18 protein-coding genes are annotated in these 20,653 nt (G+C 65.9%); 15 read left to right on the forward strand and 3 right to left on the reverse strand.

Annotated features, from left to right (window positions below):
* Positions 1-215: 215 nt before the first annotated feature.
* Genes tauA through tauD form a run of 4 tightly spaced genes read left to right on the forward strand, consistent with a single transcriptional unit; the run spans position 216 to position 3,725 of the window.
* The gene (tauA, locus tag IAE37_RS19720) at positions 216-1,187 is read left to right on the forward strand and encodes a taurine ABC transporter substrate-binding protein (RefSeq protein ID WP_201176188.1); all 972 of its coding nucleotides are present in this window, start codon (positions 216-218) and stop codon (positions 1,185-1,187) included.
* A 24-nt stretch (positions 1,188-1,211) separates the two neighbouring features.
* A complete protein-coding gene (tauB, locus tag IAE37_RS19725) occupies positions 1,212-2,006 on the forward strand; it encodes a taurine ABC transporter ATP-binding subunit (RefSeq protein WP_201176190.1) in 795 nt (264 codons plus the stop codon).
* A complete protein-coding gene (gene tauC / locus IAE37_RS19730; protein WP_201176191.1) occupies positions 2,003-2,842 on the forward strand; it encodes a taurine ABC transporter permease TauC in 840 nt (279 codons plus the stop codon). The genes tauB and tauC overlap by 4 nt, the downstream gene beginning before the upstream one ends.
* Positions 2,843-2,891: 49 nt before the next feature.
* A complete protein-coding gene (gene tauD, locus IAE37_RS19735) occupies positions 2,892-3,725 on the forward strand; it encodes a taurine dioxygenase (RefSeq protein WP_201176192.1) in 834 nt (277 codons plus the stop codon).
* A gap of 96 nt (positions 3,726-3,821) precedes the next feature.
* Here tauD and betT read toward each other — a convergent pair whose 3' ends face one another.
* Together betT and epsC are read right to left on the reverse strand one after the other, a co-directional pair.
* A complete protein-coding gene (betT, locus tag IAE37_RS19740; protein ID WP_201176250.1) occupies positions 3,822-5,783 on the reverse strand; it encodes a choline transporter BetT in 1,962 nt (653 codons plus the stop codon).
* A gap of 305 nt (positions 5,784-6,088) precedes the next feature.
* Positions 6,089-7,021 (reverse strand): serine O-acetyltransferase EpsC, encoded by a 933-nt coding sequence (gene epsC, locus IAE37_RS19745; protein WP_201176193.1) that lies wholly within the window; start codon positions 7,019-7,021, stop codon positions 6,089-6,091.
* A gap of 185 nt (positions 7,022-7,206) precedes the next feature.
* Here epsC and tcyJ point away from each other — a divergent pair, with 185 nt between their 5' ends.
* From tcyJ to IAE37_RS19790, 9 genes are all read left to right on the forward strand, one after another.
* Positions 7,207-8,001 (forward strand): cystine ABC transporter substrate-binding protein, encoded by a 795-nt coding sequence (gene tcyJ / locus IAE37_RS19750; protein ID WP_201176194.1) that lies wholly within the window; start codon positions 7,207-7,209, stop codon positions 7,999-8,001.
* Complete coding sequence (tcyL, locus tag IAE37_RS19755; RefSeq protein ID WP_201176195.1) at positions 7,998-8,666, forward strand: cystine ABC transporter permease; 669 nt, start codon at positions 7,998-8,000, stop codon at positions 8,664-8,666. Before tcyJ ends, tcyL begins: the two co-directional genes overlap by 4 nt.
* A 2-nt stretch (positions 8,667-8,668) precedes the next feature.
* The gene (gene tcyN, locus IAE37_RS19760) at positions 8,669-9,424 is read left to right on the forward strand and encodes an L-cystine ABC transporter ATP-binding protein TcyN (protein WP_201176196.1); all 756 of its coding nucleotides are present in this window, start codon (positions 8,669-8,671) and stop codon (positions 9,422-9,424) included.
* A 230-nt stretch (positions 9,425-9,654) separates the two neighbouring features.
* Positions 9,655-10,896, forward strand: coding sequence for an SfnB family sulfur acquisition oxidoreductase (locus IAE37_RS19765; protein WP_201176198.1), 1,242 nt, complete (start codon positions 9,655-9,657; stop codon positions 10,894-10,896).
* Positions 10,897-11,059: 163 nt separating this feature from the next.
* Positions 11,060-12,241, forward strand: a complete 1,182-nt coding sequence (locus IAE37_RS19770; RefSeq protein WP_201176200.1) for an SfnB family sulfur acquisition oxidoreductase — start codon at positions 11,060-11,062, stop codon at positions 12,239-12,241.
* Positions 12,241-13,629, forward strand: coding sequence for an LLM class flavin-dependent oxidoreductase (locus tag IAE37_RS19775; protein WP_201176202.1), 1,389 nt, complete (start codon positions 12,241-12,243; stop codon positions 13,627-13,629). The genes IAE37_RS19770 and IAE37_RS19775 overlap by 1 nt, the downstream gene beginning before the upstream one ends.
* Positions 13,622-14,422: a MetQ/NlpA family ABC transporter substrate-binding protein gene (locus tag IAE37_RS19780; protein ID WP_201176203.1), complete on the forward strand. Its 801-nt coding sequence runs from the start codon at positions 13,622-13,624 to the stop codon at positions 14,420-14,422. The genes IAE37_RS19775 and IAE37_RS19780 overlap by 8 nt, the downstream gene beginning before the upstream one ends.
* Position 14,423: 1 nt before the next feature.
* Positions 14,424-15,527, forward strand: a complete 1,104-nt coding sequence (locus IAE37_RS19785; RefSeq protein ID WP_201176206.1) for a methionine ABC transporter ATP-binding protein — start codon at positions 14,424-14,426, stop codon at positions 15,525-15,527.
* Positions 15,517-16,161 (forward strand): methionine ABC transporter permease, encoded by a 645-nt coding sequence (locus IAE37_RS19790; protein ID WP_201176208.1) that lies wholly within the window; start codon positions 15,517-15,519, stop codon positions 16,159-16,161. The genes IAE37_RS19785 and IAE37_RS19790 overlap by 11 nt, the downstream gene beginning before the upstream one ends.
* Before the next feature lie 98 nt (positions 16,162-16,259).
* Here the strand turns inward: IAE37_RS19790 and dibA are convergent, their stop codons facing one another.
* Positions 16,260-18,155 (reverse strand): phosphodiesterase DibA, encoded by a 1,896-nt coding sequence (gene dibA, locus IAE37_RS19795; protein WP_201176210.1) that lies wholly within the window; start codon positions 18,153-18,155, stop codon positions 16,260-16,262.
* A gap of 146 nt (positions 18,156-18,301) precedes the next feature.
* Between dibA and desA the strand changes: the two genes are divergently transcribed.
* Entirely contained in the window at positions 18,302-19,486 is a 1,185-nt protein-coding gene (gene desA, locus IAE37_RS19800) for a delta-9 fatty acid desaturase DesA (RefSeq protein ID WP_201176212.1), read from the forward strand.
* Positions 19,487-19,585: 99 nt separating this feature from the next.
* Positions 19,586-20,614: a GGDEF domain-containing protein gene (locus tag IAE37_RS19805; RefSeq protein WP_201176214.1), complete on the forward strand. Its 1,029-nt coding sequence runs from the start codon at positions 19,586-19,588 to the stop codon at positions 20,612-20,614.
* Positions 20,615-20,653: the final 39 nt, after the last annotated feature.

A 20,653-nucleotide genomic window follows, 5' to 3' on the forward strand; every position in this document is an offset into this window, starting at 1 on the left:
AACGTTTGCCGATGAGCTATGCAAAATCCCCTTCGCTAAAGCGGCTAAAGCGTAGCACTGGATCCCAGACTCACCACTCAGCCCTTCTGCGCCTCTCTGCGTCGGGCTCAGGCTTTTGCCTCCTAAGCTAATTCTAAAAAGTTATTTATTTCTAATTTCTTAGATCATTTAGTCTTCTCGCCATCCATCACACCTTGCCTGACGAGAGGTTCTCCATGATCCCGCACGCTCCGCTGCGCCTGTTCGCCGCCCTGACCCTCGCCAGCGCCAGCTGGTTGGCCCATGCCGCCGACCTGACCGTCGCCTACCAGACCACCGTCGACCCGGCCAAGGTCGCCCAGGTCGATGGCGACTACGAAAAAGCCAGCAAGGTCAGCATCGACTGGCGCAAGTTCGACAACGGCGCCGACGTGATCACCGCCGTGGCCAGTGGCGACGTGCAGATCGGCTACCTCGGCTCCAGCCCGCTGGCCGCCGCTGCCACCCGCAAGCTGCCGGTCGAGACCTTCCTCATCGCCACCCAGATCGGCGCCGGCGAAGCGCTGGTCGCCCGCGACAGCATCAAGACCCCACAAGACCTGGTCGGCAAGAAAGTCGCCGTGCCGTTCGTCTCCACCGGGCACTACAGCCTGCTGGCCGCGCTCAAGAGCTGGAACATCGACCCGTCCAAGGTGCAGATCCTCAACCTCGCGCCGCCAGCGATCATCGCCGCCTGGAAGCGTGGCGACATCGACGCCACCTACGTCTGGGACCCGGCCCTGGGCGTGGCCAAGGAAAACGGCAAGGTGCTGATCACCTCGGGCGAACTGGCCGAGAAAGGCGCGCCGACCTTCGATGCCTGGATCGTGCGCAAGGACTTCGCCGCCAAACATCCAGACGTGGTCAAGGCCTTCGCCAAGGTCACCCTGGACGCCTATGCCGACTACCGCAACGACCCCAAAGCCTGGCTGGCCAACCCAGACAACGTCGCCAAGCTGGCCAAGCTCTCCGGCGCCAAACCCACCGACATCCCGGTGCTGCTGCAGGGCAACGTCTACCCGCTGGCCGCCGACCAGGCCAGTGCACTGGGCGCGCCGACCACCCAGGCACTGACCGACACCGCCACCTTCCTCAAGCAGCAAGGCAAGGTCGAGGCGGTGCTGCCGGACTACTCGCCATACGTCAGCGCCAAGTACCTGCCCAACTAACATCGCAATCGACCGGAGCCAGCCATGGCCTTGCTTGAACTGGAGCGCATCAGCGCACAGTACCCCGGCACCGACGCCCCGGTGCTGACCGACATCGACCTGAGCCTGGGGCCGCGCCAGTTGCTGGTGGCCCTGGGGCCGTCCGGCAGCGGCAAGACCTCGCTGCTCAACCTCATCGCCGGCTTCGTCGCCCCCAGCGCCGGGCGCATCACCCTCGACGGCGTGCCGGTGCAGGGCCCTGGCGCCGAACGCGGCGTGGTGTTCCAGGACGATGCCCTGCTGCCCTGGCAGAACGTGCTCGGCAACGTCGCCTTCGGCCTGGAGCTGGCTGGCGTGCCGCGTGCCCAGCGCGAGGCCAAGGCCCGCGAGATGCTGGCCCTGGTCGACCTGCAGGGCTTCGGCGAACGGCGCATCTGGCAGCTCTCCGGGGGCCAAAAGCAACGTGTCGGCCTGGCCCGCGCCCTGGCCGCCGACCCGCGGGTGCTGCTGATGGACGAGCCGTTCGGCGCCCTCGATGCCTTTACCCGCGAACAGATGCAGGAGTTGCTGCTGCAGGTCTGGCAGCGCACCGCCAAGCCGGTGTTCCTGATTACCCACGACATCGAGGAAGCGGTATTCCTCGCCAGCGAGCTGGTACTGCTGGCACCCAACCCCGGCCGCGTGGTCGAGCGCCTGCAACTGGACTTCGGCCAACGCTATGCCACCGGCGAATCGGCGCGGGCGATCAAGTCCGATCCGCGCTTCATCGAGACCCGCGAGCACGTGCTGGCCCGGGTGTTCTCGCAACGCCAGGCCAGCCGCCAACAGGAGCACGCATGAGCAGCATCGACCTGCCTGTCGCCGGCAAGCGCGACGCCCATGGCCAAGGGGTCGTGAAACCGCGCCGGCCACTGCCGACCCGCTGGATCAGCGCCCTGACCCTGGCCGCCCTGTTGCTGGCCTGGTGGCTGGTGACTGCTGCCGGCTGGATCGAACCGCTGTTCCTGCCCTCGCCCGGCGACATCCTGGCCCGGGCCTGGACCCTGCTCACCCAGGGCTACATGGACGCCAGCCTGTGGCAGCACCTGGGCGCGAGCCTCGGGCGCATCGGCCTGGCCCTGGTCGCCGCGACGCTGAGCGCCATCCCGGTGGGCATCGCCATCGGCTACAACCGCGTGGCCCGCGGCATCCTCGACCCGCTGATCGAGTTCTATCGGCCGATCCCGCCGCTGGCCTATCTGCCGCTGATCGTCATCTGGTGCGGCATCGGCGAGCTGTCCAAGGTGCTGCTGATCTACCTGGCGATCTTCGCCCCGATCGCCATCGCCACCGCCACCGGCGTGCGCACCGTCGACCCGGCCAAGCTGCGTGCAGCGCAGTCGCTGGGTGCAACCAAGGCGCAGCTGATCCGCCACGTGATCCTGCCCAGCGCCCTGCCCGACATCCTCACCGGCATCCGCATCGGCCTGGGCGTGGGCTGGTCGACCCTGGTCGCCGCCGAGCTGATCGCCGCCACCAGCGGCCTGGGCTTCATGGTCCAGTCAGCGGCGCAGTTCCTGGTCACCGACGTGGTGGTGCTGGGCATCTTGCTGATCGCCCTGATCGCCTTCGCCCTGGAGATGGGCCTGCGCGCCCTGCAACGCAAGCTGGTGCCCTGGCACGGGCAGAGCCACTGAATTCCTGTTGACCACGCCAGCAGCCTGGCGCCTGATTGAAGAGACCGACATGAGCCTGACCATCACCCCCCTCAGCCCGGCGCTCGGCGCACAGATCAGCGGCGTGGACATCAGCCGCGACATCACTGCCGAACAGCGCGATGCCATCGAACAAGCGCTGCTCCAGCACCAGGTGCTGTTCTTCCGCGACCAGCCGATCGACCCGGAGCAGCAGGCGCGCTTCGCCGCCCGCTTCGGCGACCTGCATATCCACCCCATCTACCCCAACGTGCCAGAAACGCCTCAGGTGCTGATCCTCGACACGGCAGTCACCGACGTGCGCGACAACGCCGTGTGGCACACCGACGTGACCTTCCTGCCAACCCCGGCGCTGGGCGCGGTGCTTAGCGCCAAGCAGTTGCCGGCCTACGGCGGCGACACCTTGTGGGCCAGCGGTATCGCCGCGTTCGAAGCCTTGTCGGCACCGCTGCGCGAAATGCTCGACGGCCTGACCGCGACCCACGACTTCACCAAGTCGTTCCCGCTGGAGCGCTTCGGCACCACGCCCGAGGACCTGGCGCGCTGGGAGGCGACGCGGCGCAACAACCCGCCGTTGTCGCACCCGGTGGTGCGCACGCATCCGGTGAGCGGGCGCAAGGCGTTGTTCGTCAACGAGGGGTTCACCACCCGCATCAACGAGCTGAGCGACTGGGAAAGCGAGGCACTGCTGAAATTGCTGTTCGCCCATGCCACACGGCCGGAGTTCAGCATTCGCTGGCGCTGGCAGGAGAACGACGTGGCGTTCTGGGACAACCGCGTGACCCAGCATTTCGCGGTGGATGACTACCGGCCGAACCGGCGGGTGATGCATCGGGCGACCATTCTGGGGGATGCGCCGTTCTGATGGGCTTTTTCTGCACCGGCCTCTTCGCGGGTAAACCCGCTCCTACACGGGCATCTGTAGGAGCGGGTTTACCCGCGAAGAGGCCGGCCCAGGCTGTCACCTGACCAGATGCAAAAACTGCATGTGCCGCTCGTACTGGTCGAGGATGTCGTTGATGATCTGCTCCTTGCTGTAGCCCACCAGGTCGTAGTTCTGGCTGCCCTCGCTCAGGTGCACCTCCGCCCGGTAGTAGCGGCGGTTCTTCAACTCCTGGGTGCCCAAGCCGCCCAGGGCGAACGACGGGGTGAAATACCCGCGCATCTGCACCTGGTAGATGAACGGCTGCTCCTCGCCATGGCCGACCTTGAGGCTGACGTTGTCATGGCTCGGGTCGTCCTGGGTCACCAGCACCAGGCCTTTCTGCTCGAACACCTCGCGTACATCGGCGATCGCCGGGCGCACCACATCGTCCATGAAGCGGTACACCTCGTCACGCGATGGGAAGTGCACCGCCTGGCTCAGGCGCTGGCGCCAACCGCCACGGCCACGGCGTGACTGGGCGAACGGCGCCAGCGAGTGCATCTGCGCGATCTGCCGCTGGCTTTCCAGGTAGAAGGCCTTGTGCAGCCCCCACATCATGCACAGCAGGATCAGCGAGAACGGCAGCGAGGTCAGCACCACCGCTGATTTCAGCGAGTCGATGCTGCCGGCGAACAACAGGCCGCTGGTGATCAGCGCGGTCATGGCACCCCAGAAGATACGCAGCCAGTTCGGGCCATCCTCGTCCGGGTCGCCACCCTTGGCGGACAGGGTCGAAAGCACCACGGTGCCGGAGTCGGCCGAGGTCACGAAGAACACGAAGCTGATGAACACCGTGACGGCAATCACCACCTTGCTCCAGGGATAGGTCTCGAGCAGCAGGTACAGGCTCATCGACGGGTTATCCAGCGCCGACTGGCCGAGCGCGGTCATGCCGTGGTTGATCACCTGGTCCAGGGCGCTGTTGCCGAAGATCGACATCCACGCCAGGGTGAAGCCCAGCGGGATCAACAGCACGCCGAAGACGAACTCACGGATGGTCCGCCCGCGCGAGATCCGCGCGATGAACAGGCCCACGAACGGTGCCCAGGCAATCCACCAGGCCCAGTAGAACACCGTCCAGCCGCCCAGCCAGTCACGGTTCTCGCCGTAGGCGTACACATCGAAGCTCTTGCGCGGCAAGGCGCCGAGGTAGTCACCGAGGTTCTGGATAAGGGTGTTGAACAGGTGCTGGGTGGGCCCGGCGAACAGCACGAACAGCAGCAGCGCACAGGCCAGGAACAGGTTGATGTCGCTCATCACCCGCACGCCCTTCTCCACGCCAGCGACCGCCACGGCCACCGCCGCGCCCATCATCAGGGTGATGAGGATCACCTGCACCCACTGGCTGTGGCTGATGCCGAACAGGTAGTCGAGCCCGGCGTTGAGGTGCAACACGCCAAAGCCCATGTCGGCGCCCAGGCCGAACACCGTGGCGATGATGCCGAAGCCGTCCACCGCGTAGCCGATCGGGCCGTTGATGCGCTTGCCGATCAGCGGGTACAGCGCCGAACGCAGCGCCAGCGGCAGGTTGTGGCGGTAGGCGAAGTAGGCCAGGGCCATGCCGACGAAGGCGAACACGCCCCAGCCGTGCAGCCCCCAGTGCAGGAACAGGATCTGCATCGCCTGGCGCCCGGCCTCGGCGGTGCCGCCCTCGCCTTGCGGCGGCTGCAGCATGTGGGTGAGCGGTTCGGAGACGCAGAAGAAGAACAGGGTGATGCTGATGCCGGCGGCGAACAGCATGCCGGCCCAGGACAGGTAGCTGAACTCGGGTTCGTCGTGGTCGGCACCGAGCTTGATCTTGCCGTAGCCGGACAAGGCGGTGACCACCACGAAGACCAGGTACAGGCTCATGGCCAACATGTAGTACCAGCCAACGGTGTTGGCCGCCCAGTTCTGCGCCGCCAGCAGCCACTCGCCGGCTGCTTCCGGCAGCGCGATGACCACCAGGCCGAAGAGCAGGATGAAGGTGGCTGCGAAGTAGAACACCGGGGGGTTCATGCGCATCTTGCCATTGGCAAGGGTGGAAGTCGGTGCACTCATGCATGCACCTCGTCACGGGACGTGAGGTTCGGATTGAACGGGTTCAGCAAAGGAATCCTCCTGTTGAACACCGGCAGCGGACCAGCGTTTTTCGTTGAACAAGCGTTCAAGTTAAACATGGATCGGCTTTCAAAGCGAACCGGGGGGCTGATTGGTAGGCACCTTGGAGGCCCTTTTCGCGGGTGAACCCGCTCCTACAGGGGCACCCATTCCTGTAGGTGCGGGTTCACCCGCGAAAGGGCCCGTCCAGGCAAATGATCAGCTCAACTCTTGTCCTGGCAATCCAACTGCAGATTGGCCTGGGTAATGTTGCTATCAGCCGGCACGCTGCGGGTCAGCCACACGTTGCCACCAATGGTCGAGCCCTTGCCGATGGTGATGCGCCCGAGGATGGTCGCACCGGCATAGATCACCACATCGTCCTCGACGATCGGATGCCGCGGCAGGCCTTTGTGCAGCGTGCCCGACTCGTCGCTGGGGAAGCGCTTGGCACCCAGGGTCACCGCCTGGTAGATGCGTACCCGCTCGCCGATGATCGCCGTTTCACCGATCACCACGCCGGTGCCGTGGTCGATGAAGAAGCTCGGGCCGATCTGCGCGCCAGGGTGAATGTCGATGCCGGTGGCCGAGTGCGCCAGCTCCGAGCTGATGCGTGCCAGCAGCGGCAGGCCGGCCTGGTACAGGTGGTGGGCCAGGCGGTGGTGGATCACCGCCAGGATACCTGGGTAGCACAGCAGCACTTCGTCCACGCTGCGCGCCGCCGGATCGCCGTGGTAGGCGGCCAGCACGTCGGTGTCGAGCAGCACACGCAGCTCGGGCAGCGCCGCCGCGAAGCCCTGGATCAGGCGCAGGGCCTGGGCATCGACTGCAGCCAGGTCGGCCTTGTTCTGCCGCGCGGCATAGCGCAGTTCAAGGCGGGCCTGGGTCAGCAGTGCGGTCAGCGCGGTGTCGAGGGTATGGCCGACATAGAAATCTTCGCTTTCCTCGCGCAGATCGACCGGGCCCAGGCGCATGGGGAACAGCGCGCCGCACAGCTGTTCGAGGATGTGTCGCATCGCCTCGCGCGACGGCAGCTCACGACCGCCCTGCTCGCCACTGCTGCGGCCATTGCGGGTACGCCACTGTTCACGGGCGCTGCGCAGGCCGCTGACGATGCCGTGCAATTGCCATTGCCCAGATGAAGGTTGTTCGCTCACGGTGTTCTCCTGGATTTTTTTAGCGTCAGTGCCGGCCCTTTCGCGGGTAAACCCGCTCCTACAGGCTTCGCGAATCCGGTTCACTCGGGAAAGGGCCGTCCTGAAAACATGCAGTCCACTCTACGGCAATCCTTCCAACCTGGCCTACCCTCAACGGTGTCCATTCACCGATTCGGGGGCCCGTCATGTCGAAATTCGTCAAACCGCTTCTCACCGCCAGCCTGGCCGTCGTGCTCGGTACTGGCCTGTTCAGCCAGGCCTTCGCCGGCGAGCAGCTGAAGACCATCCAGGAAAAAGGCGTGATCAACGTCGGCCTCGAGGGCACCTATCCACCGTTCAGCTTCCAGGACGAGAACGGCAAACTCACCGGCTTCGAGGTGGAGCTGTCCGAGCTCCTGGCCAAGGAACTGGGGGTAAAGGCCAAGATCCAGCCGACCAAATGGGACGGCATCCTCGCCGCACTGGAGTCCAAGCGCCTGGACGTGGTGGTGAACCAGGTGACCATTTCCGATGAACGTAAGAAGAAGTACGACTTCTCCGAGCCCTATACCATCTCCGGCATCCAGGCGCTGGTGCTGAAGAAAAAGGCCGAGCAACTGAACATCAATAGCGCCCAGGACCTGGCCGGCAAGAAGGTCGGCGTGGGCCTGGGCACCAACTACGAGCAATGGGTCAAGCAGGACGTGCCCAAAGCCGATGTGCGCACCTACGAGGACGACCCGAGCAAGTTCGCTGACCTGCGCAACGGCCGCATCGACGCCATTCTGATCGACCGCCTGGCCGCACTGGAATACGCCAAGAAGGCCAGCGACACCCAGCTTGCCGGCGCCGCCTTCTCGCGCCTGGAAAGCGGCGTGGCCCTGCGCAAGGGCGAGCCCGAACTGCTGGCCGCGATCAACAAGGCCATCGACAAGCTCAAGGCCGATGGCACCCTGGCCAAGCTGTCGGAAAAGTACTTCGGTGCCGACGTGACTAAATGATCGCCGAGAGCCTGCAACTGGTCGCCGACTCGATCCCCTTCCTGCTCAAGGGCGCCGGCTACACCGTGCTGCTCAGCGTCGGCGGCATGTTCTTCGGCCTGCTGCTGGGCTTCGCCCTGGCGCTGATGCGCCTGTCGAAGAGCGTGTTGCTGGACTGGCCAGCGCGGGTCTACGTGTCGTTCTTTCGCGGCACGCCCCTGCTGGTGCAACTGTTCGTGATCTACTTCGGCATGCCGCAGATCGGCATCGAGCTCGATCCGATCCCGGCCTCGCTGATCGGCCTGTCGTTGAACATGGCCGCGTACGTCTGCGAGATCCTGCGCGCGGCGATTTCCTCGATCGACCGTGGCCAGTGGGAAGCCGCCGCCAGCATCGGTATGACCCGTACGCAGGCCATGCGCCGGGCAATCTTGCCGCAGGCCATGCGTACCGCCTTGCCGCCGCTGGGCAACAGCTTCATCTCGCTGGTCAAGGACACCGCGCTGGCGGCAACCATCCAGGTTCCCGAGCTGTTCCGCCAGGCGCAGCTGATTACCGCACGCACCTTCGAGGTGTTCACCATGTACCTGGCGGTCGCGGTGATCTACTGGATCCTCTGCAGCATCCTCGCGCACTTCCAGAACCGCATGGAAACGCGGGTCAACCAGCACGACCAGGAGCACTGACGATGATCGTGGTAGAAGGCCTGACCAAGCGCTTCAACGGCCAGACCGTGCTCGACGGCATCGACCTGACCGTCGAGGCCGGCGAGGTGATCGCCATCATCGGCCCGAGCGGCTCGGGCAAGACCACCTTCCTGCGATGCCTCAACCTGCTGGAAACCCCCGACTCCGGGCATATCCGCATCGGCGACATCAGCATCGACGCCAATCGCCCGCTGGGCGGCCAGCAGGCAGCTATCCGCCGTTTGCGCCAGCAGGCCGGGTTCGTGTTCCAGAACTTCAACCTGTTTCCCCACCGCACCGCCCTGGACAACGTCATCGAAGGGCCTGTGGTGGTGAAGAAGACGCCCCGCGCCCAAGCCCTGGAACTGGGCCGGCGATTGCTGGCCAAGGTGGGCCTGGCCGGCAAGGAAGATGCCTATCCCAGGCGCCTGTCCGGCGGCCAGCAGCAACGCGTGGCGATCGCCCGTGCACTGGCCATGGAACCGCAGGTGATCCTGTTCGACGAGCCCACCTCGGCGCTCGACCCGGAGCTGGTCGGCGAGGTGCTGGAGACCATCCGCGGGCTGGCCGCGGAAAAGCGCACGATGATCATCGTCACCCACGAGATGACCTTCGCTCGCGATGTGGCCAACCGGGTGATCTTCTTCGACAAGGGGGTGATCGTCGAGCAGGGCGAGGCCAAGGCGTTGTTCGCGGCGCCCAGGGAGGAGCGAACCCGGCAGTTCTTGCGTAAGTTCCTGGGTACCGCTGCGGGGTAAGGCGACCCTCTGCGGCGGCTTTTTCGCGGGTAAACCCGCTCCTACAGGTATCGCACAGCCTGTAGGAGCGGGTTTACCCGCGAAAGGCGCCGCACTTCTATGTTTATTCCAAACAGTTAGTTCATAAACATTTAATAAGCCATTAGGGTATATGAACCGGACCACCGGACCAGCAAACGTCTGTCGCCATCAGCTGAAGCGACGCATCCACTTTGTGAGGTTCGGTTCTGATGACCACCCAGCCAACTATCCCATTCCACAGCGACGTCGATACCTCGCCGCTGCTGCTGCCGGCCAAGGTGCTGCGCAGCGATGCCGAGGCCCTGCAAGCGGCCCGCGAACTCGCTGAAACGGCCCGCGAGCAGGCTGCACGGCGCGACCAGCAGCGCAAACTGCCCTGGGCCGAGATCGAACAGTTCACCCGCAGCGGCCTGGGCAGCATCACCGTGCCCAAGGCCCATGGCGGCCCCGATGTCAGCTTCGCCACCGTGGCCGAAGTCTTCCGCATCATCAGCGCCGCCGACCCGGCGCTGGGGCAGATCCCGCAAAACCAGTTCGGCATGCTGCAGTTGTTGCGGGTGACCGCGACGCAAGCCCAGCAGGCATTGATCTTCCGCAGCGTGCTCGACGGCTGGCGTATCGGCAATGCCGGCCCCGAGCGCGGCACCAAGGACACCCTGACTCTCAAGGCGAGGATCACCCGCCACGGCGACGGCTATCGCATCAGCGGTGAGAAGTTCTACTCCACCGGCGCCCTGTTCGCCCATTGGGTGGCGGTCAAGGCGCTGGACGACGAAGGGCGCCAGCGCCTGGCCTTCGTTCGCCGTGGCAGCCCTGGGCTGCGCATCGTCGACGACTGGTCCGGGTTCGGCCAGCGCACCACCGCCAGCGGCACCGTGCTGCTCGACCAAGTGCCGGTGGACGCGGAGCTGGTGATCGACAACTGGCGCCAGCGCGACCTGCCGAATATCCAGGGCGCTTCGTCGCAGCTGGTGCAGGCGGCCATCGACGCCGGTATCGCCGAGGCAGCGATCGAGGACGCCATCGCCTTCGTCCGCCAGTACTCCCGGCCTTGGATCGATGCCAAGGTCGAGCGGGCCAGCGACGACCTGTACGTGATCGCCGACATCGGCCGCCTGAAACTCGAACTGCACGCCGCCCAGGCGTTGCTGGCCAAGGCCGCGCGGGTGCTCGACGAGGTCAACGCTGGCCCCATCGATGCGGCTGCTGCAGCACGGGCATCGATTGCCGTGGCCGAGGCCAAGGTGCTCACCACCGAAATCGCCCTGCAGGCCAGCGAGAAGCTGTTCGAGCTGGCCGGCAGCCGCGCCACGCTGGCCGAGTACAACCTTGACCGCCACTGGCGCAATGCCCGCGTGCACACCCTGCACGACCCGGTGCGCTGGAAGTACCACGCGGTAGGGGCCTATCACCTGAACGGCACGTTGCCGGCCCGGCATTCCTGGATCTGAATTGAGGCACCCGGGGCCGCTTTGCGGCCCATCGCGGCACAAGGCCGCTCCTACAGGCAGCATCGCGATTCCCTTGTGTAAGCGACGTTGTACCGCGATCCCCTGTAGGAGCGGCCTTGCGCCGCGATGGGCTGCAAAGCAGCCCCTGGGGCTGGAGAACACCATGACTACATCGATCATCACCTCGGATGACCAGGCCCTGGCCGTCACCGAGGAAATCGCCCAGCAACTGCGCCGCGACAGCGCCCTGCGCGACCGAGAGCGGCGCCTGCCACACGCCGAACTGGAGCTGTTCAGCCGCTCGGGCCTGTGGGCCATCAGCGTGCCCAAGGCCTTCGGCGGCGCCGGCGTGTCCAATGTCACCCTGGCCCAGGTCGTCGCCCGCATCGCCCAGGCCGACGCCTCGCTCGGGCAGATCCCGCAGAACCACTTCTACGCCCTGGAAGTGCTGCGCGTGAACGGCAGCCCCGAGCAACAACGGCGGCTCTACCAGGAGGTCCTGGCCGGCCAGCGCCTGGGCAACGCCCTCGCCGAGCTGGGCACCAGAACCGCCCACGACCGCAACACCCGCCTGACCCGTGACGGCGAAGGTTTCCGCATCAATGGTCGCAAGTTCTACGCCACCGGCGCCCTGTACGCCCAGCGCATCCCCACCTCGGTCATCGATGAGCAAGGCGTGCAGCAACTGGCCTTCGTCCCGGCCAGCAGCGCCGGCTTACAGGTGATCGACGACTGGAGCGGCTTCGGCCAGCGCACCACCGGCAGCGGCTCGGTGGTGTTCGACAACGTGTTCGTCCGCGCCGAAGACGTGGTGCCGTTCCAGAGCGCCTTCGAGCGCCCGACCCCGGTCGGCCCGCTGGCGCAGATCCTCCACGCCGCCATCGACACCGGTATCGCCCGCGCCGCCTACGAAGATGCCCTGCACTTCGTGCGCACCCGCAGCCGGCCCTGGGTGGATTCCGGCGTCGACAAGGCCAGTGACGACCCCCTGACCCTGAAGAGCTTCGGCCAGTTGGCCATCCGTCTGCACGCCAGCGAGGCCCTGCTCGAACGCGCCGGCCTGTACCTCGACCAGGCCCAGCAGGACAGCACCGAGAACAGCGTCGCCGCCGCTTCCATCGCCGTCGCCGAAGCCCGCGCCATCAGCACCGAAATCGCCCTCGCCACCGGCACCACGCTGTTCGAGCTGGCCGGCAGCCAGGCCACCCTGGCCGAGCACAACCTCGACCGCCACTGGCGCAACGCCCGCGTACACACCCTGCACGACCCGGTGCGCTGGAAGTACCACGCCATCGGCAACTACTACCTCAACGCGGAAAACCCGCCACGCCGGGGGACCCTCTGATGGCCAGGCAGATCCTGCTCAATGCTTTCAACATGAACTGCGTCGGGCACATCAACCACGGCTTGTGGACCCATCCACGGGACACCTCGACCCAGTACAAGACCTTGGCCTACTGGACCGACCTGGCGAAGCTGCTCGAACGTGGGCTGTTCGATGGCCTGTTCATCGCCGACATCGTCGGCACCTACGATGTCTACGGCCAATCGCTGGATGTCACCCTCAAGGAGTCGATCCAGCTGCCGGTCAACGACCCGCTGCTGCTGGTCTCAGCCATGGCCGCGGTGACCCGCCACCTAGGCTTCGGCCTCACCGCCAACCTGACCTACGAGGCGCCATACCTGTTCGCCCGGCGCCTTTCCACCCTCGACCACCTGAGCAACGGCCGGGTCGGCTGGAACATCGTCACCGGCTACCTGGACAGCGCCGCGCGGGCCATGGGCCTTGAGCAGCAACCCGAGCACGACCGCCGCTACGACCAGGCCGACGAGTACCTGCAGGTGCTGTACAAGCTGCTCGAAGGCAGCTGGGCCGACGATGCGGTGGTCGCCGACCGCCAGCGACGGGTGTACGCCGAGCCGGACAGAGTGCGCAAGGTCCACCACCACGGCGAGTTCTACAAGGTCGAGGGCTACCATCTGTGCGAACCTTCGCCACAGCGCACCCCAGTGCTGTTCCAGGCCGGCAGTTCGGCACGCGGGCTGGCCTTCGCCGGCAACCATGCCGAATGCGTGTTCATCAGCGGCCAGGACAAGGCCGCCACCCGCGCCCAGGTCGACAAGGTACGTGCCGCAGCCAAGACCGCTGGCCGTGACCCGCAGGCACTCAAGGTGTTCATGGGCATCACGGTGATCGTCGCCGCCACTGAACAAGCCGCCCAGGCCAAGCACGCCGAGTACCTGCGCCACGCCAGCGCCGAGGCCGGCGTGGCCCATTTCGCCGCCTCGACCGGCATCGACTTCGCCGCCTTCGACCTCGACGAGCCGATCGGCGCCAGCAACGGCAACGCCATCCAGTCCGCCACCCGCCAATTGCAGGACAACGCCTGGACCCGCCGCCGCCTGCTGCAGCAACACGCACTCGGCGGGCGCTACGTGACCCTGGTCGGCTCACCCGAGCAGGTGGCCGAACAGCTGATCGCCTGGGTCGACGAAACCGGCCTGGACGGTTTCAACCTGACCCGCACCGTCACCCCGGAAAGCTTCGAGGACTTCATCGACCTGGTGGTCCCGCAGCTGCAACGCCGTGGCCGCTACAAGACCGCCTACGCCGACGGCACGCTGCGCGAGAAGCTGTTCGCCAGCGGCCAGCCACACCTGCCCGCCAATCATCCAGGTTCGGCCTATCGCCAAACCGCCCCTGCCCCGACTGGAGCCCTGCACCATGCTTGAAAAACTGTTCCGGCCCGTCGCGGCCATTGCCCTGGGTCTCGGCCTGAACGCCACCGTGCTGGCCGCCGAGCCGCTGAAGATCGGCACCACCTCGGCCTTCGCCATCCCCCTAGAAGCCGCCGTCGAGGAAGCCCACAAGCAAGGCCTGGAGGTCAAGCTGATCGAGTTCAGCGACTGGATCGCGCCCAACGTCAGCCTCAACAGCGGCGACATCGACGTGAACTACTTCCAGCACATCCCCTTCCTGGAAAACGCCAAGGCCGCCGCTGGCTTCGACCTGGTGCCCTACGCCCCCGGCATCATCAACAACGTCGGCCTCTACTCCAAACGCTACAAAAGCTTCGCCGACCTGCCCGAAGGCGCCAGCGTGGCCATTGCCAACGATCCGATCAACAGCGGCCGCGGCCTGCAACTGCTGGCCAAGGCCGGGCTGATCACGCTCAAGCCGGGCGTGGGTTACAAGGCCACCGAGGACGACATCGTCGCCAACCCGAAGAAGATCAGGATCCTCCAGGTCGAAGCCGTGCAGCTGGTGCGCGCCTACGACGACGCCGACCTGGTACAGGGCTACCCGGCCTACATCCGCCTGGCCAAGACCTTCGATCCCACCTCGGCACTGCTGTTCGATGGCCTGGACCACAAGGAGTACGTGATCCAGTTCGTCATCCGCCCACAGAGCAAGGACGATCCACGCCTGGCCAAGTTCGTCGATATCTACCAGCACTCGCCGGTGGTGCGCGAAGCGCTGAACAAGGCCCATGGCAGCCTCTACCAAGCTGGTTGGGAAGGCTGACATGGGCCAGGCCAACGCCTTCGAGGCGTTCACCCCGCACAACGCGCCTGCGCCCGAGCTGCCCCTGCGCCCTGAGGTCAACCAGGCCCACGTGCGCTTCATCGGCCTCGGCAAGACCTATCCGGGCCAGACGCAGCCGGCCTTGCAGAACATCGACCTGAACATCCGCCGTGGCGAGATCTTCGGCATCATCGGCCGCAGCGGCGCCGGCAAGTCGTCGCTGCTGCGCACCATCAACCGCCTGGAGCAACCGAGCCAGGGCCGGGTACTGATCGACCAGGTGGACATCGCGCCGTTCGACGAGGACCGCCTGGTCGCCCTGCGCCGGCGCATCGGCATGATCTTCCAGCACTTCAACCTGATGTCGGCCAAGACCGTGTGGCAGAACGTCGAGCTGCCGCTGAAGGTCGCCGGCGTGGCCAAGCCCGAGCGTCAGCGCAAGGTGCGCGAACTGCTCGAACTGGTCGGCCTGCAGGACAAGCACCACGTCTACCCGGCGCAGCTGTCGGGCGGGCAGAAGCAGCGCGTGGGCATCGCCCGCGCGCTGGTGCACGACCCCGAGGTCCTGCTGTGCGACGAGGCCACCTCGGCGCTGGACCCGGAAACCACCGCGTCGATCCTCGAACTGTTGCGCGACATCAACCAGCGCCTGGGCCTGACCATCGTGCTGATCACCCACGAGATGGCGGTGATCCGCGATATCTGCCACCGGGTGGTGGTGCTCGAGCGGGGCGCGGTGGTCGAACAGGGTGAAGTCTGGCGAGTGTTCGGCGCACCGCGCCACGAAGTTACCCGGACCTTGCTCGCACCGTTGCAGGCCAAGCTGCCTACGGCGTTGCAGGCGAGCCTGCGGGCCAGCCCGGTGGGCCGCGACAGCGCCGTGGTGCTGCGGCTGAGCGTACTGGGCGAGCCGGCCCTGTCCGACCTGTTCCAGGATCTGGGTGGCCGGGTGCGGCTGCTCCAGGGTGGCGTCGAAACCATCGGGGTGCACGCACTGGGGCAGTTGATCCTGGCCGTGCAAGGCTCGCCCCACGACACCCCTCGATTGCTCGAACGGGCCCGCCGCTGGGCCGAAGACGTGGAGGTGCTGGGCTATGTGGTTTGATCGTTTGCTCGAAGGCTTGCTCGACACTCTGCTGATGGTTGGAGTGTCTTCGCTGATCGCGCTGCTGGTCGGGGTGCCGATGGCGGTATTGCTGGTCACCAGCGACAAAGGCGGGATCTTCCAGGCGCCGTTGCTGAACCGGGTGCTGGGCGCCTTCGTCAACCTGTTCCGCTCGATCCCGTTCCTGATCCTGATGGTCGCGCTGATCCCCTTCACCCGCCTGGTGGTCGGCACCACCTATGGCGTCTGGGCCGCCGTGGTGCCCCTGACCATCGCCGCCACACCGTTTTTCGCACGTATCGCCGAGGTGAGCCTGCGCGAGGTCGACCATGGTCTGGTGGAGGCGGCCCAGGCCATGGGCTGCCGACGTTGGCACATCGTCTGGCACGTGCTGTTGCCTGAGGCGCTACCGGGCATCGTCGGCGGGTTCACCATCACCCTGGTGACCTTGATCAACTCCTCGGCCATGGCCGGGGCGATTGGCGCGGGAGGCCTGGGCGACATCGCCTATCGGTATGGCTACCAGCGTTTCGACAGCCAGATCATGCTGACCGTGATCGCCATGCTGGTGGCGTTGGTGGCGTTGATCCAGCTGGGTGGGGACCGGTTGGCTAAAGGGCTGAACAAGCGGTAGCGGTAGCGGTACGGCGTTGTAGTTGCAGCGCGGCGGATATCGAGCGCCGCGCGGGCGGCGCTCGATATCCGCACCACCGCAAATGCCCCGGCGAAACCTCACCCCCAGCGCAACTCCCCCGCCGGCACCGGCCGCCCGAACCAGTACCCCTGCCCCAGCTGGCAATGCTGCTCCAGCAGGAAGCGGGCCTGCTCCGCATGTTCGACCCCCTCGGCATGCACCTGCATGCCCATGCTCCGGGCCAGGGTGATGATCACCTGGACGATAGCGATGTCGTCGTCATCGTGCGGCAGGCCGGCAACGAAACCCTGGTCGATCTTCAGTTTCTGCACCGGCAGGCGCTTGAGCCGCAGCAACGACGAGTACCCCGTGCCGAAATCGTCGATGGCCAGGTTCAGCCCCAGCTCGCGCAAACGATGCAACTGCTCCAGCGCCACCTCTGGCTCTTCCATCACCGCGCTCTCGGTCACTTCCAGCTCCAGCAGCGCCGGGTCCAGGCCGGTGTCGTGCAGCACGTCGGCCACCTGCTGGAACAACTCGCGCTGGCCGAACAGCCGGCTCGAGATATTCACCGCGACGAATTCGAGGTGACGCCCCTCGCGCTGCCACTGGACCATCTGCTGGCATGACTGGCGCAGCACCCAGGCGTCGATGTCGGCGATCAGCCCGGTGCGCTCGGCAATCGGGATGAACTCGCTCGGTGGCACCAGGCCGCGCTGCGGATGCTGCCAGCGCACCAGCGCCTCGACCCCGACCATGCTCGCGTGCAGCAAATCGTGCACCGGCTGGAAGAATACCCGCAACTCCCCCTGGGCCAGGGCCCGGCGCAACTCGCTGGCGGTCTCCACCCGCTGCTGGGCGTGGGCAGTCAGTTCCTCGGTGTACAGCGCGTAGCAGGCCCGGCCGTTGCCCTTGGCCTTGAACAAGGCGGCATCGGCGTTGCGCAGCAACTGCTCGGCGCTCAACGCATCGGCAGGGAACAGGCTGATGCCGACGCTGGCGCTGATGAACAAGCGGTGGCCCTCGAACTCGAAGGGCTCGCGCATGCGCTCGATGATGGCCTGGGCCAACTTGCCCGCCTCCCCCGCCTGCTGGCAGTTCTCGGCCAGCACGCCGAACTCGTCGCCGCCCAGACGCGCCAGGGTGACGCCGCTGCCGAGCAGCTCGCGCAGGCGCTCACCCACCAGCCGCAGCAACTGGTCGCCAATGGTGTGGCCGAGGCCGTCGTTGATGCTCTGGAAATGGTCCAGGTCGAGCAGCAGCAAGGCGCAGCCACGCTTGTTGGCTTGGGCCGCGCCCAGCGCCTGCCCGGCGCGGTCGCTGAACAGCAGGCGGTTGGGCAAACCGGTGAGCGGGTCATGGTGGGCCAGGTAGGCCAGCTCGCGCTCGGAATGCTTGATCGCGCTGATGTCGCTGAACACCGCCACATAGTGGCTGAGCTCACCGCTGTCGTCGCGAATCGCGCAGATGGTCTGCCATTGCGGGTAGATCTCGCCGCTCTTGCGGCGGTTCCAGATTTCCCCGCTCCATTCACCCTTCTGCGCCAGGGCAGCGTAGATCTTCTGGTAGAAATCGGCGCCATGGCGCCCCGACTTGAACTTGTTCGGGCGCTGGCCCAGCACTTCGTCCTGCTGGTAACCGGTGATACGCATGAACGCCCGGTTGACGTGCACGATCAGGCCCTGGTGGTCGGTCACCAGCACGCCTTCGAGGGTACTGTCGAACACCGCCGCGGCCATGCGCAGGCGCTCGCGGTCCTCGCTGCGCAGGCGCGCGCCGATGCCGATGAAGTTGAGCAGGCGGGCCCGCGACACGAAGATCAGCAGCGCACTGACCAGCACCCAGACCACCACGTTGATCTGCCGACCCACGGTCAAGGCCAGTGGATCGTCGGCCATGCTGCGCAGTACCACTTCGGCCAACACCAGCCAGAGAATCGAGAGCACCACGTAGAGCGCGGCCATGCGCAAGGCGTCGCGAACGGAAACAGACATGTCGGAAAGTAAAGCCCCTGAGAACGGTCGGGGGATTATAAAGGCTGAAACATGCCGTGACTTCCTATCTGAACGGCTGACTGGTTTTATTTCCTGACCTAGGGATAATCGAACCCTTCCCTGTTTTCCCGAGGGTTTCTACACCTATGTGGTACTACGGCCTGCTCGACTTGTCGGCCTGGCAACTGGTCGCCGTCACCCTGCTGATGACCCACCTGACCATCGTCAGCGTCACCATCTACCTGCACCGCTACTCGGCACATCGCGCCCTGGAGCTCAATGCTGGGCTCAAGCACTTCTTCCGGTTCTGGCTGTGGCTGACCACGGCGCAGAACACCCGCGAATGGACCGCGGTGCACCGCAAGCACCACGCCAAGTGCGAAACCCCCGACGACCCGCACAGCCCACTCTACAAAGGCCTGAGCACGGTGCTGCGCAAGGGCGCCGAGCTCTATCGCGAAGAAGCGCGCAACCCCGAGACGCTGCGCATCTACGGCAAGAACTGCCCCGACGACTGGGTCGAGCGCAATGTCTATTCGCGCTACAAGCTCGGCGGCATCGCCCTGATGGCGGTCATCGACCTCATGCTGTTCGGCACCATCGGCATCACCATCTGGGCCATCCAGATGATGTGGATTCCGTTCTGGGCCGCCGGCGTGGTCAACGGCCTTGGCCATGCCATCGGCTACCGCAACTTCGAATGCCGCGACGCCGCCACCAACCTGGTGCCCTGGGGCATCGTCATCGGCGGCGAAGAACTGCACAACAACCACCATACCTACCCGAATTCGGCCAAGCTGTCGGTCAAGCGCTGGGAGTTCGACATGGGCTGGGCCTGGATCCGCCTGCTGTGCCTGCTGCGCCTGGCCAAGGTGCAGCGGGTCGCGCCGATCGCCCACCGCGTCGAAGGCAAGGCCAGCCTGGACATGGACACCGCCATGGCGATCCTCAACAACCGCTTCCAGATCATGGCCCAGTACCGCAAGCTGGTGATCGCGCCCCTGGTGGCCCAGGAACTGGGCCGCGTCGACGCCTCGGTGCGCCACCGCTTCCGCCGCGCCAAGCGCTTGCTGTCTCGCGAGACCAGCCTGCTGCAGGAGCGCCATCACCTGCGCATCGAGACCATGCTGGCGCACAGCCAGGCACTCAAGACCATCTACGAAAAGCGCCTGGCGCTGCAGCAGATCTGGGCCCGCACCAGTGCCAATGGTCACGACATGCTGGCCGCCATGAAGGATTGGGTACACGAGGCCGAGGCCAGCGGCATCCAGGCCCTGCGCGACTTCGCCGGGCAGCTCAAGACCTACTCCCTGCGCCCTACCGGGGCCTGACAGCCACTGATCGGCACGCCCTCGACGGGGGCGTGCCAGGCGGAACTTCCCGGCTGTTTTTCCACTCGAACTCGGCATATTGCCCGCGTGGCGGGCCGGATGCTGGCCACGCGCTTTCCCGTCGAGAAGCCTTCCGTGCCCATGGCCAACACGCCCGATTCCCCTACTCCTGGCAACCCACCGCCCGACGCCGCCCAGACCCTTCTGGCACTGCTCCATGCCCAGGCTGAAGTCGCTCGGCTGAGCGAGCGCGAGCAGCTATACAGCGCACTGCTCGACAGCGTCAACGCCGTACTCTGGGCATTCGACTGGGAAACCCGCCAGGTGCTGTATGTCAGCCCCGCCTACGCGCGTATCTTCGGCAAGCCGGTGAGCCTGGTGCTGGCCGACTACAACGAGTGGCGCGACAGCATCTACCCCGACGACCTCGAGTTCGCCGAGCGCAGCCTCGCCCAGGTGCTGCTCAAGGGCGCCGTGGAAGACCGCGAGTACCGCATCCTCGATGCCAGCGGCCAGGTCCGCTGGCTCAGCGACAAGTGCTACATCAACCAGCAGCAACAGGGCGAGCGGGTGATCATCGTCGGCATCGCCGAGGACATCACCGAGAAAAAGCAGCTCGAAGGCGAACTCCAGCGCCTGGCCACCACCGACGTCCTGACCCAGAGCAGCAACCGCCGGCACTTCTTCGAATGCGCCCGCCAGGCCTTCGAAGAGGCCCGCGACAACGGCACGCCGCTGGCCTTCCTGCTGCTGGACATCGACGACTTCAAGCACATCAACGACAGCTACGGCCACCAGGAAGGCGATCAGGTCCTGCAACGCATCGCCGACAGCGGCAAGGCCACGTTACGTCGGGGCGACCTGTTCGGACGCATCGGCGGCGAAGAGTTCGCGGCAGTGTTCCCAGGCTGCACGGCGCAGGTCGCCGAGCAGATCGCCGAGCGCCTGCAACGCGAGATCCAACGGCTGGGCTTCAGCCACGGCGAGCAGGCCTACGGTGTGACGGTGAGCCAGGGGCTGACCGGGTTGACCGAGCAGGACGAGGCCCTCGACAGCCTGTTCGCCCGGGCCGATGCGGCGATGTACCGGGCCAAGCGCCAGGGCAAGAACCAGATCGTTCGGGGCTAGTGCCCCCACACATCCCCCTGTAGGAGCGGGCCATCCGGC

The sequence above is a fragment of the Pseudomonas sp. S31 genome (assembly GCF_016648105.1).
Taxonomy (GTDB): Bacteria; Pseudomonadota; Gammaproteobacteria; order Pseudomonadales; family Pseudomonadaceae; genus Aquipseudomonas.

What these genes read in the sequence shown, in the direction of transcription:
- tauA (WP_201176188.1), top strand. Translation starts at nt 216, where the DNA reads ATGATCCCGCACGCTCCGCTGCGCCTGTTCGCCGCCCTGACCCTCGCC.
- tauB (WP_201176190.1), top strand. Translation starts at nt 1,212, where the DNA reads ATGGCCTTGCTTGAACTGGAGCGCATCAGCGCACAGTACCCCGGCACC.
- tauC (WP_201176191.1), top strand. Translation starts at nt 2,003, where the DNA reads ATGAGCAGCATCGACCTGCCTGTCGCCGGCAAGCGCGACGCCCATGGC.
- tauD (WP_201176192.1), top strand. Translation starts at nt 2,892, where the DNA reads ATGAGCCTGACCATCACCCCCCTCAGCCCGGCGCTCGGCGCACAGATC.
- betT (WP_201176250.1), bottom strand. Translation starts at nt 5,783, where the DNA reads ATGAACCCCCCGGTGTTCTACTTCGCAGCCACCTTCATCCTGCTCTTC.
- tcyJ (WP_201176194.1), top strand. Translation starts at nt 7,207, where the DNA reads ATGTCGAAATTCGTCAAACCGCTTCTCACCGCCAGCCTGGCCGTCGTG.
- tcyL (WP_201176195.1), top strand. Translation starts at nt 7,998, where the DNA reads ATGATCGCCGAGAGCCTGCAACTGGTCGCCGACTCGATCCCCTTCCTG.
- tcyN (WP_201176196.1), top strand. Translation starts at nt 8,669, where the DNA reads ATGATCGTGGTAGAAGGCCTGACCAAGCGCTTCAACGGCCAGACCGTG.
- IAE37_RS19765 (WP_201176198.1), top strand. Translation starts at nt 9,655, where the DNA reads ATGACCACCCAGCCAACTATCCCATTCCACAGCGACGTCGATACCTCG.
- IAE37_RS19770 (WP_201176200.1), top strand. Translation starts at nt 11,060, where the DNA reads ATGACTACATCGATCATCACCTCGGATGACCAGGCCCTGGCCGTCACC.
- IAE37_RS19775 (WP_201176202.1), top strand. Translation starts at nt 12,241, where the DNA reads ATGGCCAGGCAGATCCTGCTCAATGCTTTCAACATGAACTGCGTCGGG.
- IAE37_RS19780 (WP_201176203.1), top strand. Translation starts at nt 13,622, where the DNA reads ATGCTTGAAAAACTGTTCCGGCCCGTCGCGGCCATTGCCCTGGGTCTC.
- IAE37_RS19785 (WP_201176206.1), top strand. Translation starts at nt 14,424, where the DNA reads ATGGGCCAGGCCAACGCCTTCGAGGCGTTCACCCCGCACAACGCGCCT.
- IAE37_RS19790 (WP_201176208.1), top strand. Translation starts at nt 15,517, where the DNA reads ATGTGGTTTGATCGTTTGCTCGAAGGCTTGCTCGACACTCTGCTGATG.
- dibA (WP_201176210.1), bottom strand. Translation starts at nt 18,155, where the DNA reads ATGTCTGTTTCCGTTCGCGACGCCTTGCGCATGGCCGCGCTCTACGTG.
- desA (WP_201176212.1), top strand. Translation starts at nt 18,302, where the DNA reads ATGTGGTACTACGGCCTGCTCGACTTGTCGGCCTGGCAACTGGTCGCC.
- IAE37_RS19805 (WP_201176214.1), top strand. Translation starts at nt 19,586, where the DNA reads ATGCTGGCCACGCGCTTTCCCGTCGAGAAGCCTTCCGTGCCCATGGCC.